Source organism: Photobacterium sp. 53610, assembly GCF_036409375.1.
Classification (GTDB): domain Bacteria; phylum Pseudomonadota; class Gammaproteobacteria; order Enterobacterales; family Vibrionaceae; genus Photobacterium.
In genome coordinates this window covers 205644-222576 of sequence record NZ_JAXOFS010000003.1, presented here as the reverse complement: position 1 = coordinate 222576, position 16933 = coordinate 205644, and the positions used below count along the sequence as shown (strand labels likewise).

Here is a 16933-nt window from a genome sequence, read left to right as displayed (position 1 = left end):
GAGCAGGCGCAAGGGAGAGTTGCAATGACACTGTATGACCCAAAGCTGGAAAAAGATAATTGTGGCTTCGGCCTGATCGCCCATACAGAAGGCGAAGCCAGCCACAAGTTGGTCCGTACCGCAATATCGGCCTTGGATCGTATGACACACCGGGGCGGCATCGCTGCGGATGGCAAGACCGGTGATGGCTGCGGCCTGTTAATGAAAAAGCCGGACAGTTTTTATCAGCTGGTTGCCAAAGAACAAGGCTGGCCGCTGGCCCGTGAGTATGCCGTCGGTATGCTGTTTCTCAGCCAGGATCCGGTTCTGGCCGAACAAGCCCGCACCATTATTCAAGAAGAACTCAGTAAAGAAACCCTGTCGATTGCAGGCTGGCGTGATGTGCCGGTCAATCCGCAGGTTCTGGGTCCAATCGCCAAAGACTCCCTGCCGGCTATCGCTCAGGTCTTTATCAACGCACCTGCAGGCTGGAAACCCCGGGATGTGGATCGTCGTCTATATATTGCCCGTCGCCGCATTGAGCAACGCATTCAGAACGATCCTGACTTTTATATCTGTAGCCTGTCGACCCAGGTAATCGTCTACAAAGGGCTGTGTATGCCCGCCGATCTGCCGAAATTTTACAAAGATTTAGGCGATTTACGTCTGGAATCTTCGATCTGTCTGTTCCACCAGCGATTCTCGACCAACACTCAGCCACGCTGGCCGCTGGCTCAGCCATTCCGCTATCTGGCCCACAACGGTGAAATCAACACCATTGCCGGAAACCGCCAGTGGGCACGCGCCCGTGCTTACAAATTCGCTTCGCCGCTGCTGCCGGATCTGGCGACTGCGGCACCTTTTGTGAACGAAACCGGTTCGGATTCCTCCAGCCTGGATAATATGCTGGAACTCTTCCTGTCCGGCGGGATGGATCTCTTCCGCGCGATGCGAATGCTGGTGCCGCCTGCGTGGCAGAATCATCCGGATATGGATCCGAAACTGCGCGCCTTTTACGACTTCAATTCCATGCACATGGAACCCTGGGATGGCCCGGCCGGTATCGTCATGTCAGACGGCCGCTATGCCGCCTGTAACCTGGACCGCAACGGCCTGCGTCCGGCACGATATGTGATCACCAAAGACAAGCTGATCACCCTGGCCTCTGAAGTGGGTATCTGGGATTACGCGCCGGATGAAGTGGCCGAGAAAGGTCGGGTCGGTCCGGGAGAGCTGCTGGTCATCGATACAAAATTCGGAAAAATCTGGCATTCTGCCGACATTGATAATGAGCTGATGGAACGCCATCCGTACAAGGAGTGGCTGGATACGCATGTCCGCCGTTTGGTGCCGTTTGAAGACATGGGCGACGATCAGGTCGGCAGCCGGGAAATGTCTGCCGATGAACTGAACAGCTACCAAAAACTGTTTGCCGTCAGCCGCGAAGAGCTGGATCAGGTGCTCCGCGTGATGGGTGAAATGGGCCAGGAAGCTACGGGTTCGATGGGCGATGATGCCCCGATGGCTGTCCTGTCATCCAAAGAACGCCTGATCTCCGATTATTTCCGTCAGATGTTTGCTCAGGTTACCAACCCGCCAATTGACCCGTTGCGTGAAAAGCACGTGATGTCACTGGCTACCTGTATCGGCCGTGAAATGAATGTGTTCTGCGAAACTGACGGCCACGCACACCGCGTCGCCTTCAAATCGCCGATCCTGCTCTATTCCGATATGGTCCAGCTGTTGGGACTGGACGATCAGCACTACCGCAACAGCATCATCGACATCAACTTCGATCCGAAAGAAAAAGATCTGAAGCAGGCCATTGTCGATCTGTGTGATCAGGCCGAGCGTCTGGTTCGCGGCGGCACCGTGTTGGTGGTGCTGTCTGACCGCGGCATCAGCGAAGAGAAGCTGCCAATTCCGGCTGCGATGGCCGTGGGTGCCGTCCAGACACGTCTGGTCAATGCCAGTCTGCGCTGCGATGCCAACATCATTATTGAGACCGCGGCCGCCCGTGACCCGCACCAGTTCGCTGTGTTGATGGGCTTTGGTGCAACCGCCGTGTATCCGTATCTGGCGTATGAATCGCTGGCGCAACAAATTGACAGCGGCGCCATCAACAAGCCTTACCGCGAGGTCATGCTGAATTTCCGCAACAGTATCGATAAGGGTCTGTACAAGATCATGTCGAAGATGGGGATCTCAACCGTCGCTTCCTATCGCTGCTCGCAGCTGTTTGAAGCCGTCGGCCTGCATGCGGATGTGGTCGAACTCTGCTTTATGGGCGTTTCGAGCCGGATTCAGGGTGCAAACTTTGAGGACTTCCAGCAGGATCTCTACAACCTGTCTCGCAAAGCATTTGTAAAACGCAAGCAAATCGACCATGGCGGTCTGCTGAAATTCGTCCATGGCGGTGAGTTCCACGCTTATAACCCGGATGTGGTCACCACACTGCAAAAAGCCGTGAAGAGCGGCGAGTACGAGGATTACCTGGCATTTGCCAAGGTGGTAAACGAACGTCCGGCAGCAACTTTGCGTGACCTGCTGAAACTGAAAGCCTCGGACAATCCGATCGACGTTGCAAACGTCGAAGCAGCCACGGAACTCTACAAGCGCTTCGACTCTGCGGCGATGTCCATCGGTGCGCTGAGTCCGGAAGCACACGAAGCGCTGGCAATTGCCATGAACCGTCTGGGCGGTTTCTCCAACTCTGGTGAAGGGGGGGAAGATCCACGCCGTTTCGGCAATGAGCGGAATTCACGCATCAAACAAGTGGCTTCCGGCCGCTTTGGCGTCACCCCGCACTATCTGGTCAACGCCGACGTCATTCAGATTAAAGTCGCGCAAGGGGCAAAACCGGGCGAAGGCGGTCAGCTGCCGGGCCATAAAGTGACCACAGAGATTGCCAAACTGCGCTATGCCGTGCCGGGCGTGACGCTGATTTCACCGCCACCGCACCACGATATTTATTCGATTGAGGATCTGGCCCAGCTGATCTTCGACCTCAAACAGGTCAATCCAAAAGCCATGGTTTCCGTCAAACTGGTCTCTGAGCCGGGAGTCGGCACCATTGCCACCGGTGTAGCGAAAGCGTATGCCGATCTGATCACTGTCTCCGGTTATGACGGCGGTACAGGGGCCAGCCCGCTGACGTCCGTGAAATATGCGGGCAGTCCATGGGAACTGGGACTGGCCGAAACACAACAGGCGCTGGTCGCCAACGGTCTGCGTCATAAAATCCGCCTGCAAGTGGATGGTGGTCTGAAGACCGGACTGGATGTAGTCAAAGCCGCCATTCTGGGCGCCGAAAGTTTCGGTTTCGGGACAGCACCTATGGTGGCACTGGGCTGTAAATACCTGCGCATCTGCCACCTGAACAACTGCGCCACCGGTGTGGCCACTCAGGATGACACCCTGCGCCGCGACTTCTTTAAAGGTCTGCCGGAGCAGGTCATGAACTACTTCATCGGTCTGGGTGAGGAAGTTCGCGGACTGCTGGCAAAACTGGGCGTTGAGAAGCTGACCGATCTGATTGGCCGGACCGATCTGCTGGAAGTCGTGGCTGGTTTCACGGCCAAGCAAAGCAAGCTGGATCTGAGTGGCCTGCTGCATGCGCCAACACCAGTCGAAGGGAAGACCCTGTATTGCAGTGAACCCAATACACCATTCGATACCGGCGTACTGAACCAGAAACTGGTGGACGAAGCCCTGTCTGCGGTTGAAACGCAAAACGGTGCCGATATTTATCTGGATATCCGCAACACCGACCGTTCGTTCGGTGCCCGCCTGTCCGGTGAAATCGCCCAGCGCTATGGCAACCAGGGCATGGCCGCGAATCCGGTCAATGTGTACCTGTCCGGAACCGCAGGACAGTCTTTCGGCGTCTGGAATGCCGGTGGCCTGAACCTGTATCTGACCGGGGATGCCAATGACTATGTCGGGAAAGGCATGACTGGCGGTGTGATCTCGATTCGTCCGCCTGTGGGCTCAGCCTTTAAGTCGCACGAATCAACAATTATCGGCAACACCTGCCTCTACGGTGCAACCGGCGGGAAGCTGTTTGCAGCCGGTAAAGCCGGTGAACGTTTTGCGGTCCGGAACTCCGGCACCATCGCGGTCGTTGAAGGCGCTGGTGACAACGCCTGTGAATATATGACCGGCGGTATCGTCGCTATTCTGGGCCACACCGGCGTGAACTTTGGCGCCGGGATGACAGGCGGCTTTGCCTACATTCTGGATGAAGTCGGCGATTTCGCCGGCCGGGTCAACCCTGAACTGATCGAGGCCTTGCCGCTGCAGGATCTGGCGATCCATCAGGAGCACCTGCGCGGTCTGATTGACCGTCATCTGGAAGAAACCGGCTCAAGCCGTGCACAGGAAATTCTGGCCAACTTTGATCAATGGATCCCGAAATTCTTCCTGGCTAAACCGAAGTCGGCAGATGTGAATACACTGCTGGGTCACCAAAGCCGCTCAGCTGCTGAGCTACGCGTTCAGGCACAATAAGGGAGGGAATCCAATGAGCCAGAACATTTACCAATTTATCGATGTTGAGCGTGTTGATCCGCCAAAGAAGCCGATCGAAATCCGTAAAATCGAATTTGTCGAAATTTATGAACCCTTTACCCAGCAACAGGCCAGCGCACAAGCGGACCGCTGCCTGGACTGCGGGAACCCTTATTGTGAGTGGAAATGTCCGGTTCACAACTACATTCCGCAGTGGCTGAAGCTGGCGAACGAAGGCCGGATTCTGGAAGCCGTTGAACTGTCGCATCAGACCAATACTTTGCCGGAAGTCTGTGGCCGGGTGTGTCCTCAGGATCGTCTGTGCGAAGGCTCCTGTACCCTGAATGACGACTTTGGTGCGGTGACCATCGGCAATGTCGAAAAATACATTACCGACAAAGCATTTGAGATGGGCTGGAAACCGGATATGTCCGGCGTGGAATGGACCGACAAGAAAGTCGCCATCATCGGGGCTGGGCCTGCGGGTCTGTCTTGTGCTGACATTCTGGTGCGCAATGGGGTGAAACCTGTCGTGTTTGACCGCTATCCGGAAATCGGCGGCCTGCTGACCTTCGGTATCCCGTCGTTCAAACTGGAAAAAGAGGTGATGATCAATCGCCGCCGGATTTTCACCGAAATGGGAGTTGAGTTCCGTCTTAACACCGAAGTCGGTACAGACGTTCAGCTTCAGGATCTGATCAACGAATACGATGCCGTTTTCCTGGGCGTCGGCACTTACAAATATATGCGTGCCGGACTGGCTAACGAAAATGCAGCCGGAGTTTACGACGCCCTGCCTTTCCTGATCTCCAACACCTACCAGGTGATGGATCTGGAAGAAAATGCGCCGGAATTTATCGACATGGCCGGCAAGCGCGTTGTGGTCCTGGGCGGCGGTGACACCGCCATGGACTGTGTCCGGACCTCCATTCGCCAGGGTGCGAGTGATGTGATCTGTGCCTACCGTCGTGACGAAGCCAATATGCCCGGTTCGCGCCGAGAAGTGAAAAATGCCCGCGAGGAAGGCGTGAACTTTATGTTCAACCTTCAGCCATTGGGTATTGAAGTGAACAGCAGCGGCCAGGTCAGTGGAGTGAGCGTGGTGAAAACAGCACTGGGTGAGCCGGATGAAGCCGGACGTCGCCGTCCGGAGCCGGTGGCAGGCAGTGAACATGTTCTGGAAGCCGATGCGGTCATCATGGCCTTTGGTTTCCAGCCGCATGCCATGCCATGGCTGGAGAGCTTCGACGTGGCACTGGATCAGTGGGGCCGGATCCAAACCAGCGGCAACCATGCGTTCCAGACTACCAACGAGAAAATTTTCGCCGGAGGCGATGCGGTTCGTGGCTCCGATCTGGTGGTCACCGCCATCGACGAAGGCCGACGTGCTGCGGACGGCATTCTCGATTTCCTCGGTCTGTAAGGCTTTCTTCCATGCATACAAGCGAGCGGCCTCCCCGCTCGCTTTTTTATGCCCTTCCTTCACCACCGACACCAACCGGCCGCCTTTTCTCTGATGGCTGGCATTGTTACAATCTCCACCATTCGCCGCACTGCAAGCGGTCCACTCTGAAGAAAGAGATAACATCAATGAAAATCGGCATTATTGGCGCGATGGAACAGGAAGTCGCTTTCCTGAAAGACCAGTTAGACAACTGCGAAGTTCTGAAAAAAGGCGGTTGTACGTTTTACACCGGCAGCCTGAACGGTGCAGACGTTGTCCTGCTGCAATCCGGGATTGGTAAGGTTGCCGCTGCAGTCGGCACCGCAGTACTGCTGGAAATCTTTGAGCCGGATGTCGTGCTCAATACCGGTTCAGCCGGTGGTTTCGATGCCAGCCTGAATGTGGGTGATGTGGTGATCTCCACTGAAGTCCGTTATCACGATGCCGATGTCACGGCATTTGGCTATGAAATCGGCCAGATGGCCCAGCAACCTGCGGCATTCCTGTCCGATGAAAAACTGATGCAGACAGCTGAGCAGGCGCTTGCCCAGCTCGATACAGAAACCCATGCGGTTCGCGGACTGATCTGCACCGGTGATGCTTTCGTGTGCAGCGCTGAGCAACAGCAACGTATCCGCACCCACTTCCCTCAGGTGGTTGCCGTAGAAATGGAAGCCGCGGCTATCGCACAAGCCTGTCACCAGTTCAACGTGCCTTTTGTTGTGGTGCGTGCGATTTCCGATGTCGCGGATAAAGAGTCTCCGATGAGCTTCGAAGAATTCCTGCCACTGGCGGCGAAAAGCTCTTCTGCCATGGTAGTGAAAATGACGGAGCTGCTGAACCGCTCATGAATGAAATGCTCGCGCTCCTCAATCAGCATCCGACCCTGCTGGCGATGTGGGGGGCGCTGGCATTACATTGGCTGCTGCCTGTTCCGGCCAGCATCCATCCCCTTCATACCTGGCAGCAATTTGCAGTTCAGCTCGCACTCCGGGTGAATAAAGACACCGACACACCCCGCCAGCGTACCTTATCTGGCCTTCTGGCCTGGTCACTGATGTGGATGACGGTGCTGATCCTGCTGATCGCTTTTTATCAACTGGTCTGGTTTGACAGCCTGTTTCATCTGGTACTGCTTTGGGTGGCACTGGGCTGGAAGGAAAGCCATCGTTTCAGTCAGACATTCATTCAGGCCTACAGCCGGGAAGATAAATCCGTCTGCCGGGAGCAACTGGCACTGGCCCTGAACCGGAAAACCGATAACCTCTCTCTGCTTGGTCTCGGCAAAGCCTGTGCTGAAACCCAGTTACTCAGCTATGGCCGTCAGGTGGCTGCCGTGCTGTTCTGGTTCGCGATGGCAGGCGGATTCGGGGCCATTCTCTACCGGCTGGCCGTCAGTCTGGCCCGTTGCTGGTCACCGAGTCGCAGCCAGTATCAGTACTTTGGTTTACCCGCGGTACGGATTCTGGCAGCGCTGGATATCGTCCCGCTGCGTTTGCTGGCCGTGGTTATCAGCCTGGGCAAGAACAGTCAGGCCGCTTTCCGGGGACTACGTAAGCAAGGCGAGAACTGGCAGTTGCCGGGACCGGGCTGGTTACTGACAGCCACTGGCCACAAACTTCAGCTGGCGCTGGGTGGCCCGGCTATCTACGATACCACGAAGCTGGAACGACCGCGTTTGGGTGGCCGTATTGCCCCGGCCGCGCTGCATCTGTCTCAGATTGACCGTCTGCTCCAGCAGCGGCTGTGGTGCTGGGTGGCCGCGCAGAGCCTGCTGATGTTTCTGATGGGGAGCCTGCTGTGAAACATCTTGTCCTGATGTTGCTCGGTCTGATGCCGCTCGCGGTTCAGGCCGCCGAGACAAAACCTCAGCGTATTATCAGCCTTGCCCCGCATACCACGGAGCTGGCTTATGCTGCCGGTCTGGGCGATAAACTGATCGCCGCCAGCGATTACAGTGATTACCCGCCTCAGGCACTGACGCTGGAACGGGTTGCCAATTACCGGGGCATCAAACTGGAACGCATTCTGGCGCTCAAGCCGGATCTGATACTGGCGTGGAAAGGCGGGAATCCGCCAAGAGAAATGGAAAAACTGGAACAGCTTGGTATCCGGATCTTCTACTCGCATCCAGCCAGTCTCGCCGCGATTGCGGACACACTGGAAACACTGGGACAGTTTGCCGATGACCCGTCTGTTGCACAGCGTGCCGCCGGCGATTTCCGGCAAACACTGACGCAGCTGGAACAGGCGTATCGCCATCAACCGCCGGTGCGTTATTTTTACCAGCTGGCGAGCTCACCGCTGATGTCGATGTCCGGCAACAGCTGGCCCAGCCAGGTTTTCAGCGTCTGTGGCGGGGAGAACATTTTTGCCGACAGCCCGGTCGCTTACCCGCAGGTCTCAAAAGAGCAGGTGATCGTCCGCCAGCCGGAAGCCATGTTTGCCGCCTTCGGCAGTGCCGGTCCGGATCCGCAGGTCTTCAGTCTATGGCAGTCCTGGCGGGAGCAAATCCCAGCAATGCAACGTCAGCAGCTTTATCAGGTGGAAGTCGACTGGCTCAACAGGCCGACGCCGCGCGCCTTGCTGGCTGCAAAAACCATCTGTAAGCAACTGGATGAAGTGCGTCACCGGGCAACCAAATAGGGTGTGAAAGAGCTCACAAAGCCAGCGTAATCGGTTGTACGTATTACATTAGGCCGTACAATCTCTGCCGCTTTGACTGTGGTGTGGTCAGCCAGAACACCACAGCCTGTTCATACTGGCTATTCGCAGAGGCGTTATGCTGATTTACTCTCTTGATATGTTTGGCACTGCCATTTTTGCCATCTCCGGTGTCCTGCTTGCCGGGCGACTGAGAATGGACCCCTTCGGTGTCGTGGTGCTGGCCAGTGTGACTGCCATCGGCGGCGGGACGATCCGTGACATGGCCCTGGGTGCGACCCCGGTATTCTGGATCACAGACACCAACTATCTGTGGGTGATATTCGGTACCTGCCTGCTGTCAATGCTGGCGATTCAAAACCCGCGGAAAATGCCGTGGTACTTTCTGCCTGTCGCTGATGCCATCGGCCTGGCCGTTTTTGTCGCGATCGGTGTCGAAAAAGCCCTTCGTTTCGGCGCTTCTCCCATGGTCGCCGTGATTATGGGCGTGATCACGGGTTGCGGCGGCGGGGTGATCCGTGACGTTCTGGCCCGCGAAGTGCCCATGGTGCTGAGAACCGAAGTGTATGCCACGGCCTGTATTCTCGGCGGGGTTGTCCACACCCTGGGTCTGTATCTCGGGCTGGAAACCGCAGTTGCCAGTATCGGCGGGATTGTCACGACACTCTCAATCCGTCTGGCCGCTATTCGCTGGCACCTGTCACTGCCAACCTTTTCGCTCCGGCACAACTGACCTGCAGCAATCAGTTTGCGGGACTGCGCTTGCGAAATAACCAAATCAGCAATGCCAGTCCCGCAATCACCGCAGCCGCCCAGAAGGCATGCTGATGATGATGGTAAAACAGGCCAATTTGCCCGATCTCTTCATGAAAAAAGGCCGGGCCTAAACCAAACACGGTCAGCCAGATCCCAACCGCCAGGGTATTTCCCATCAAAAAGTGATGTCTGGGCATCTGTGCCATCCCGCAGCCCAGGCACATCAATTGTTTCAGCCCCTCAAGAAAACGGCTGAGCACCAGCCCCATCACCCCGTATTTATCAATAAAGCCATGCACTTTCTCCACCGAGGCTGGCTTGAGCCATCCCCGCTGTTCAACAACATGCGAAAATCTTGAGCCGACCAGATATCCCGCAGTATTCCCTAACCAGCTGGCCGCCCCCGCAACCGCAAGCACCGCCGGTAAAGAAAATGTCCCGTTGACTGAGAGATAGCTTGCGACGATCAGTAAAGACTGACCGGGAGCGGGTATCCCCAGGCCTTCGATTGCGATGGCCAATGCCAGCACGGTATAGCCGTACTCTTGCATGAGTGGTGCCAGCTCCTGTACCAGATTCTGCATGCTGTTCTCCGGGAGTTCCTCTGATGAATGCTTTCCATGCTATACCCATTTCCTGACCTGAGAAAGAGACTGGTTAATTAAATAAATAAAAAACTTTACTTAAACGGGTTTCATACTATTATGTAAACAAAATGGTTTACATAATAGAAAATAAACCAAGCCAGGAGGCACCATGAAACCCTACGTTGAACATGCCAATCTCACCGTCCGTCATCTGGAAAACACGATCCAATTTCTGCAAACCGCAATCCCGGAATTTTCCGTCCGCCATCTGGGTCAGCAACCCACACATCGCTGGTGCCATATCGGCACGGATGAAACCTATCTGGCTTTGCAGGAGGTGGTAGATCGGGATCAAATCGACCGTCATCCCTACCTTGATCTGGGGATCAACCATATCGGTCTGGTCGTGGATGACATCTTGCAGGTGCGTACCCGGTTGCTTGAAGCCGGTTACCGGGAAAATGAGATGGAAACCAGCCACCCCTGGCGTGAGCGGGTTTACTTCTATGATAAGGATGGGATCGAGTGGGAATTCATTCAGTATCTGACGGCCGAACCAGCTTTGCGTCACGACTACAGCTTATAAAATCCGCAGAATAGGAGATCCCGACATGTATCATCCCATCCACCCCGAATGCCTGACCCTGATTCAGCAGGGCCTGCAATTTGATCCGCTGTATGGCCCAGAACTGTCCAACCATTTGCCAATGGCACTGATCGCGCTGACTCGCTGTGGGGCCAGTCCGCTTCAGCTGCAGCGCTTTTATCAGCACCACACCCCGAACCTGCAACCCGTCCGGCAACAGGGGCACATACAGGAAACAACCCCTGAATTAGGTGATCGCGATAGTTTTCCGGTGTTTCACCAGCAATTTCGCCAGCAGCTCGCAGCTCAGGGGGTAACTCCCACACTGCAGGAATGGCTGCCTGTCTTGCTGCCGGGTCTTGCCGCCAGCGCCTTTCATGCACTCATTCGCCTCAGCTATGCCCTGGAAGCGGATGATGCCGATGAAATTGCCATGGCACTGGCCTACTGGGCCAGCGAATATCAGCCGTTGGGAGCACTGACACTGACAGACCGCTATCAGGCTGAAGAACAGCTGGCGCAGGCTTATCAGCGTTTCCACCACGTTCACATTCAGCCATGGATCATTACTGAACGTATCCGCGAAGTGGTCGCTCATCCGGACTATCGCCCTCTGGCAGCCGTGCCGGACACACTGAATGAAGCAGACATGGCCCGGCTGACCATCGGCTATTATCTGGCCAGCAATGACTTCACCCTGCTCCATGGCGTCACAAGTTTTGATGCCCTGCGACAATTGCTGCCTTATGTTCCGGATCGCCAGCTGGCACTGGCTTACTACTGGCAGGCTTATGTGGCTGCTTTTTGCTCGGCACAGATGCTTCATCCGATATCTTCATCGCCCGTGACTGACATCGATCCAGACTGGCCGTCGTGGTTCAGTGCTGTCACCGAAATGTCAGATGATCACCATATCAAACTGGCATACAGCTGCAGCCGTCTGTATCAGGTGTTTCCGTTTGAGGAATATCTGACAGCGATCCGGATGCTGCTGGCCCACCCTGAATCATCATGAATAAAGGAATAACAAATGAAAACAATTGCTCTGGTTTACTACTCCGGCTCAGGTGCGACCCACCAGATGGCTCAGGCGATTGCCGAAGGTGCCAAAACGCAGCCAGGCATTCAGGTCATGAGCTACCGGATTTCTGGCGAGGACATTCATCACGGTCGTTTCAATGATCCTGAACTCTTCGCCAGCCTCGAACAGGCCGATGCCATTCTCTTTGGCAGTCCGACCTATATGGGTGGCCCTGCCGCTCAGTTCAAGGCGTTTGCCGATGCCAGCAGCGACAGCTGGAGTGAGCAGGGATGGCGCAACAAACTGGCCGCAGGATTTACCGTCGGCGGCAGCCAGGGCGGCGAGCAGGACTGCACCCTGAATTACCTCGTCACTCTGGCCATGCAGCACGGGATGCTGTGGGTGGGAATGGATATGCCCAATGGTTATGATGACAAGCGAATCAACCCGATGGGGCGTCAGTTAGGCGCCAGTGGTCACACCCCGGCCGGAGAACTCAGTACAGCCGATCGGATGACTGCAAGCCATCTCGGCCAGCGGGTTGCCGGGTTGCTGTATGCTCAGTCCGGTGCAACACACACTGTCGTTCCGGCGCTGGCCTGAGCGTATAAAAAAGGCGCCGCAATGGCGCCTTTTCTCATGTTGGTTCAACCAATTACTTCAGGGTAATCCGGGCGAACTTCCGCTTACCGACCTGATACACTGCCGTACCGGCAGCTGGTTCCAGCTTGGTGTCTTCCACTTTTTCGCCGTCGATCTTCACAGCGCCCTGACGAATCATCCGCAGCGCATCCGAAGTCGAGTTAACCAGATCCGCATCTTTCAGCAAATTGGCAATCGCGGCACCGGCTTCGAATTCAAATTCAGGCATCTCATCCGGCATTGCGCCTTTCTGGAAGCGGTTAATGAAATCCTGTTCTGCCGCATCTGCATCCGCCTCAGAGTGGAAACGGGCAATAATTTCTTTCGCCAGCAGGATCTTCACATCACGCGGGTTACGGCCGTTAGCAATGGCTTGCTTCAACTGCTCGATTTCTTCCAGCGGACGGAATGACAGCAATTCATAGTAGTTCCACATCAGATCATCAGAAATCGACATGATCTTACCAAACATTTCTGTCGGCGCTTCGGCGATACCGATGTAGTTGTTGGCTGACTTTGACATCTTCTTCACGCCGTCCAGACCCACCAGCAACGGCATCGTCAGAACGACCTGAGGTTTCTGACCTTCAGCTTTTTGCAGCTCACGGCCCATCAGCAGGTTGAACTTCTGATCCGTGCCGCCCAGCTCAACGTCTGTTTTCATCGCCACAGAATCGTAGCCTTGCAGCAGCGGGTACATGAATTCGTGAATCGCAATTGGGCGGCCTTCGTTATACCGCTTTTTGAAGTCGTCACGTTCCAGCATACGTGCCACCGTCTGACTCGCAGCCAGGCGGATCATGCCTTCAGCACCCAGATTGGCCAGCCAGGTGGAGTTGAACTCGATTTTGGTTTTCGCAGGATCCAGGATCTTGAACACCTGCTCTTTATAGGTTTCAGCATTGCGCAGAACGTCTTCACGCGTCAGCGGCGGACGCGTGGTATTTTTCCCGGTCGGATCACCGACCATTCCGGTGAAATCACCAATCAGGAAAGTAACCTCATGACCCAGCTCCTGGAAGGCACGCAGCTTATTCAGGATCACGGTATGGCCCAGGTGAATATCCGGCGCTGTCGGATCCGCACCCAGTTTGATGCGCAGAGGACGATTTTCCTTCAGTTTGGCAATCAACTCTTCTTCCGGGATCAGTTCGTCGACCCCGCGCTTAATTTCCGCTAACGCTTGTTCAATGCTGGCCATTCTTGTTCACTCCCACAAAATTGGCATAAAAATGATAAAGGGCAATCTTACTTGAATAGCGATGTTTTTTGAAACCAGTTAGACTTAGGCTTGTCTTATTTTTCACTGATACGCAAAAAACATCATAACTATCATCAAATGCTAATATCAAAATTTTCCCGGCTGCCACGGATGCACCAGATTCTTATCTCCGCCATTAGCGCGGTGACTGTGCTGCTGATGCTGCTGCCGGAACCCGAGGACATGGACCAGCCCGAGCGAAAGTTTGAAATCGGCAAACTTTATCCTCTCGAACTCGATCTCAACGGCCCGCAGCTCAAAGCCAGTGGTGTAACGCCTCCTCTGCTGCCACCGCCGCTCACCTGGACAGAACATGAAATTAAGCCCGGCGAAAGCCTGGCACTGGTCTTCGATAAAGTCGGCCTGAGTCCTGCAACCCTGTACCGCCTGATCAATGCCGATGAAGGCACAAAATCACTGATTACCCTGCGTCCGGGCGACAAACTGCGTTTCGGACTTGATGAAAATAAGGATCTGATTCAGCTGATCCAACCAATCAATGCCACCGAAACCCTCTACATCACGCGCAAAGGCGATACCTTCTTTTCGAAAAAAGAAGAGAAGAAAGTCGATACCCAACTGAATTTCGCCCAGGCCGTCATCACCTCCAGCTTCTGGAATGCGGCCACCGATGCGGGCCTGACAGCCAACCAAATCATGGAAATTGCCGGCATTTTTGGCTGGGACATCGACTTCGCACTGGATATCCGTGAAGGCGATACGTTTTCAGTGCTGTTTGAAGAGCGCTATGTCGAAGGCGAGCCAATTGGTCGGGGGAACATTCTGGCGGCTTCCTTTACCAACCTGGGACAGACGTTCACTGCGGTAAGAAACAGCCATGACGGGAAATATTACGACCCGAGCGGTCAGGCCATGCAAAAGGCCTTCCTGCGCTCGCCGGTAAACTTCCGTTACGTAAGTTCCAACTTCAACCCGCGTCGCCTGCATCCGGTCACCGGTAAAGTCAAAGCACACCGGGGAACGGATTACGTCGCGCCGGTGGGAACACCGATCTGGGCCGCCGGTGACGGTGTCGTCATGCAGTCCAGCTATAACCAGTTTAACGGTAATTACGTCTTTATCCGGCACAGCTCGACGTATGTCACCAAATATCTGCACCTGAGCAAACGTCTGGTGAAAACCGGGCAGCGAGTCAAACAGGGACAGACTATCGGTAAACTGGGTCGTTCCGGACGGGTGACCGGTGCACACTTGCACTACGAGTTTTTGGTCAACGGGGTTCACAAAAATCCGCGGACGGTTTCCCTGCCGCAGTCTGAGTCGCTGAAAGGAAAGGCCAAAGCCGCTTTCATCCAGCAGGCGAATGAGCGCATCGAACAGCTCACCCAGTTCCGTCATCTGCTGGCAGCCAATACCAATGCCAGCCTGATCCCGTCGCGGGGTTAAGACTCTACTACTCGTATCAAGCTATTCGTATAAAAAAGCCGTCACATCTGTGACGGCTTTTTACGATTCAGCGAAAAGATTTCATTACACGCTGAAAGAAGCACCACAGCCACAGGTCGTCGTGGCATTCGGGTTATTCACAAAGAAACGTGAGCCTTCCAGACCTTCCGTGTAATCCACTGTCCCGCCAATCAGATACTGCAGACTCATCGGGTCGACCACCAGGGTCACACCACTGTTTTCAATGGTGGTATCACCTTCGTTCACCTTCTCGTCAAAAGTGAAACCGTACTGGAAGCCGCTACAGCCACCGCCGGTGATATACACTCGCAGCTTCAGATTCGGGTTTTCTTCTTCCGCGATCAGCGCTTTCACCTTACTCGCTGCAACGTCAGAAAAGTTCAGCGGGATACTGGCATCGCTCATTAGCAACCTCTCAATTCATCATCACTTGGTCATCTGACCTTTATCACGATTATCTAATACCTGACTGCTGCGTTCAAGTATTGACCATCAAGTCTCGAATTTGCTGATCTGCGACAGGAATGGCCTCTCGCCATTGAATTCGCATTTACGTACAATAGCGCCCTTATCACCAAGGATTACAGGAAATAACCATGAGCAAATCGGCTGAATTATTTGCCAAAGCACAACACACCATTCCTGGCGGTGTCAACTCTCCGGTCCGCGCATTTGCCGGCGTCGGCGGCGATCCGCTGTTTATTGAACGTGCCGACGGTGCCTATATTTTTGATGCCGATGGCAAAGCATACATCGACTATGTTGGCTCCTGGGGCCCGATGATCCTTGGCCATAACCATGTAGCGATTCGTGATGCCGTCATCGAAGCCGCCCGTCAGGGTTTGAGCTTCGGTGCACCAACCGAAATGGAAATCACCATGGCAGAACTGGTCTCCAGACTGGTCCCTTCCATGGAGATGGTCCGTATGGTGAGTTCAGGCACAGAAGCCACCATGAGTGCCATTCGTCTGGCCCGTGGCTTTACCGGCCGCGACAAAATTATCAAGTTTGAAGGCTGCTACCACGGCCACGCCGACTGTCTGCTGGTCAAAGCCGGTTCCGGTGCCCTGACCCTGGGTCAGCCAAGTTCTCCGGGCGTTCCGGCGGACTTCGCCAAGCACACCCTGACCTGCGTCTTTAACGATCTGGACTCCGTACGTACTGCTTTTGCAGAACATCCGGAGCAAATCGCCTGTATCATCGTCGAGCCTGTGGCAGGCAACATGAACTGCATCCCGCCGGTCCCGGGCTTCTTGCAAGGCCTGCGTGAGATCTGTGACGAATTCGGCGCACTGCTGATCCTGGACGAGGTCATGACCGGCTTCCGCGTCGCACAAGGCGGTGCTCAGGCATACTACGATGTCAAACCGGATCTGACGACGCTGGGTAAAATCATTGGCGGCGGTATGCCTGTCGGCGCATTCGGCGGCCGTCGTGACGTCATGCAATATATCGCACCGACCGGCCCTGTTTACCAGGCTGGAACCCTGTCCGGTAACCCGGTTGCCATGGCTGCTGGCTACGCCTGTCTGTCTGTCCTGACGCAGGAAGGCAACGAAAAACGTCTGGCCCAGACGACCCAGCATCTGGCTGAAGGCTTCCAGGCCCTGGCTGACAAATACGGCATTCCGCTGGTGACCAATCAGGTTGGTGCCATGTTCGGCTTCTTCTTCACCGATCAGGAAAACGTTCACAACTATCAGGACGTCGCGCGCTGTGACGTGGAACGCTTCAAGCGTTTCTTCAATCTGATGCTGGAGAAAGGCGTCTACCTGGCTCCGTCTGCGTTTGAAGCCTGCTTCACGTCGCTGGCTCACGGCGAAAAAGAGATTCACGCTACGCTGGAAGCGGCGGAATACGCCTTTGCAACCCTGGCTGAAGAAGCCAAGTAAGGTTTCATCAGAACACATCCACAAAGGGCAGGTTTCTCCTGCCCTTTTTTATTGCTGCCGGATACCGCCACCCCTTCAGCCCCGCCTAAACAGATTCACTGAACTGATGTCTCTGAAATTTCAAAGAAAGATCAGCTCAGAACATTGCCACCTCCGCAAGCTGA

The 16933-nt window shown here is 55.0% G+C and carries 14 protein-coding genes; 11 read left to right on the top strand and 3 right to left on the bottom strand.

Going from position 1 to position 16933, the window contains the following annotated elements; translation table 11 throughout:
• Nucleotides 1-24 precede the first annotated feature (24 nt).
• The 6 genes from gltB (at nucleotide 25) to SPK40_RS10865 (ending at nucleotide 9329) form a co-directional block, all read left to right on the top strand.
• A complete protein-coding gene (gltB, locus tag SPK40_RS10890; RefSeq protein WP_330960500.1) occupies nucleotides 25-4488 on the top strand; it encodes a glutamate synthase large subunit in 4464 nt (1487 codons plus the stop codon).
• Between the two features lie 13 nt (nucleotides 4489-4501).
• On the top strand, nucleotides 4502-5911 hold the full coding sequence (locus tag SPK40_RS10885; protein ID WP_330960499.1) for an FAD-dependent oxidoreductase: 1410 nt from the start codon (nucleotides 4502-4504) through the stop codon (nucleotides 5909-5911).
• A 167-nt stretch (nucleotides 5912-6078) separates the two neighbouring features.
• Nucleotides 6079-6783 (top strand): 5'-methylthioadenosine/S-adenosylhomocysteine nucleosidase, encoded by a 705-nt coding sequence (gene mtnN / locus SPK40_RS10880; RefSeq protein ID WP_248141413.1) that lies wholly within the window; start codon nucleotides 6079-6081, stop codon nucleotides 6781-6783.
• The gene (locus SPK40_RS10875) at nucleotides 6780-7736 is read left to right on the top strand and encodes a cobalamin biosynthesis family protein (RefSeq protein WP_330960498.1); all 957 of its coding nucleotides are present in this window, start codon (nucleotides 6780-6782) and stop codon (nucleotides 7734-7736) included. The genes mtnN and SPK40_RS10875 overlap by 4 nt, the downstream gene beginning before the upstream one ends.
• A 14-nt stretch (nucleotides 7737-7750) precedes the next feature.
• On the top strand, nucleotides 7751-8578 hold the full coding sequence (gene btuF / locus SPK40_RS10870; RefSeq protein WP_442957568.1) for a vitamin B12 ABC transporter substrate-binding protein BtuF: 828 nt from the start codon (nucleotides 7751-7753) through the stop codon (nucleotides 8576-8578).
• Nucleotides 8579-8714: 136 nt separating this feature from the next.
• A complete protein-coding gene (locus SPK40_RS10865; protein WP_248141416.1) occupies nucleotides 8715-9329 on the top strand; it encodes a TRIC cation channel family protein in 615 nt (204 codons plus the stop codon).
• Between the two features lie 10 nt (nucleotides 9330-9339).
• On the opposite strand, the gene SPK40_RS10860 is transcribed toward SPK40_RS10865, so the two are convergent.
• Entirely contained in the window at nucleotides 9340-9936 is a 597-nt protein-coding gene (locus SPK40_RS10860; protein WP_330960496.1) for a DedA family protein, read from the bottom strand.
• A gap of 172 nt (nucleotides 9937-10108) precedes the next feature.
• Between SPK40_RS10860 and SPK40_RS10855 the strand changes: the two genes are divergently transcribed.
• From SPK40_RS10855 to SPK40_RS10845, 3 genes are read left to right on the top strand one after another with little or no spacing between them, the layout of a single operon-like run.
• Nucleotides 10109-10525: a VOC family protein gene (locus SPK40_RS10855; protein ID WP_330960495.1), complete on the top strand. Its 417-nt coding sequence runs from the start codon at nucleotides 10109-10111 to the stop codon at nucleotides 10523-10525.
• A 25-nt stretch (nucleotides 10526-10550) separates the two neighbouring features.
• Nucleotides 10551-11540 (top strand): questin oxidase family protein, encoded by a 990-nt coding sequence (locus SPK40_RS10850; RefSeq protein WP_330960494.1) that lies wholly within the window; start codon nucleotides 10551-10553, stop codon nucleotides 11538-11540.
• Nucleotides 11541-11555: 15 nt separating this feature from the next.
• Nucleotides 11556-12149: a flavodoxin family protein gene (locus tag SPK40_RS10845; protein ID WP_330960493.1), complete on the top strand. Its 594-nt coding sequence runs from the start codon at nucleotides 11556-11558 to the stop codon at nucleotides 12147-12149.
• 52 nt (nucleotides 12150-12201) lie between these two features.
• Here SPK40_RS10845 and tyrS read toward each other — a convergent pair whose 3' ends face one another.
• Entirely contained in the window at nucleotides 12202-13389 is a 1188-nt protein-coding gene (tyrS, locus tag SPK40_RS10840; protein WP_248141421.1) for a tyrosine--tRNA ligase, read from the bottom strand.
• Nucleotides 13390-13527: 138 nt separating this feature from the next.
• Between tyrS and SPK40_RS10835 the strand changes: the two genes are divergently transcribed.
• Complete coding sequence (locus tag SPK40_RS10835; RefSeq protein WP_330960492.1) at nucleotides 13528-14856, top strand: peptidoglycan DD-metalloendopeptidase family protein; 1329 nt, start codon at nucleotides 13528-13530, stop codon at nucleotides 14854-14856.
• 84 nt (nucleotides 14857-14940) lie between these two features.
• Here SPK40_RS10835 and erpA read toward each other — a convergent pair whose 3' ends face one another.
• Nucleotides 14941-15282 (bottom strand): iron-sulfur cluster insertion protein ErpA, encoded by a 342-nt coding sequence (gene erpA / locus SPK40_RS10830; RefSeq protein ID WP_248141423.1) that lies wholly within the window; start codon nucleotides 15280-15282, stop codon nucleotides 14941-14943.
• 191 nt (nucleotides 15283-15473) lie between these two features.
• Between erpA and hemL the strand changes: the two genes are divergently transcribed.
• On the top strand, nucleotides 15474-16769 hold the full coding sequence (hemL, locus tag SPK40_RS10825; RefSeq protein ID WP_330960490.1) for a glutamate-1-semialdehyde 2,1-aminomutase: 1296 nt from the start codon (nucleotides 15474-15476) through the stop codon (nucleotides 16767-16769).
• Nucleotides 16770-16933 lie beyond the last annotated feature (164 nt).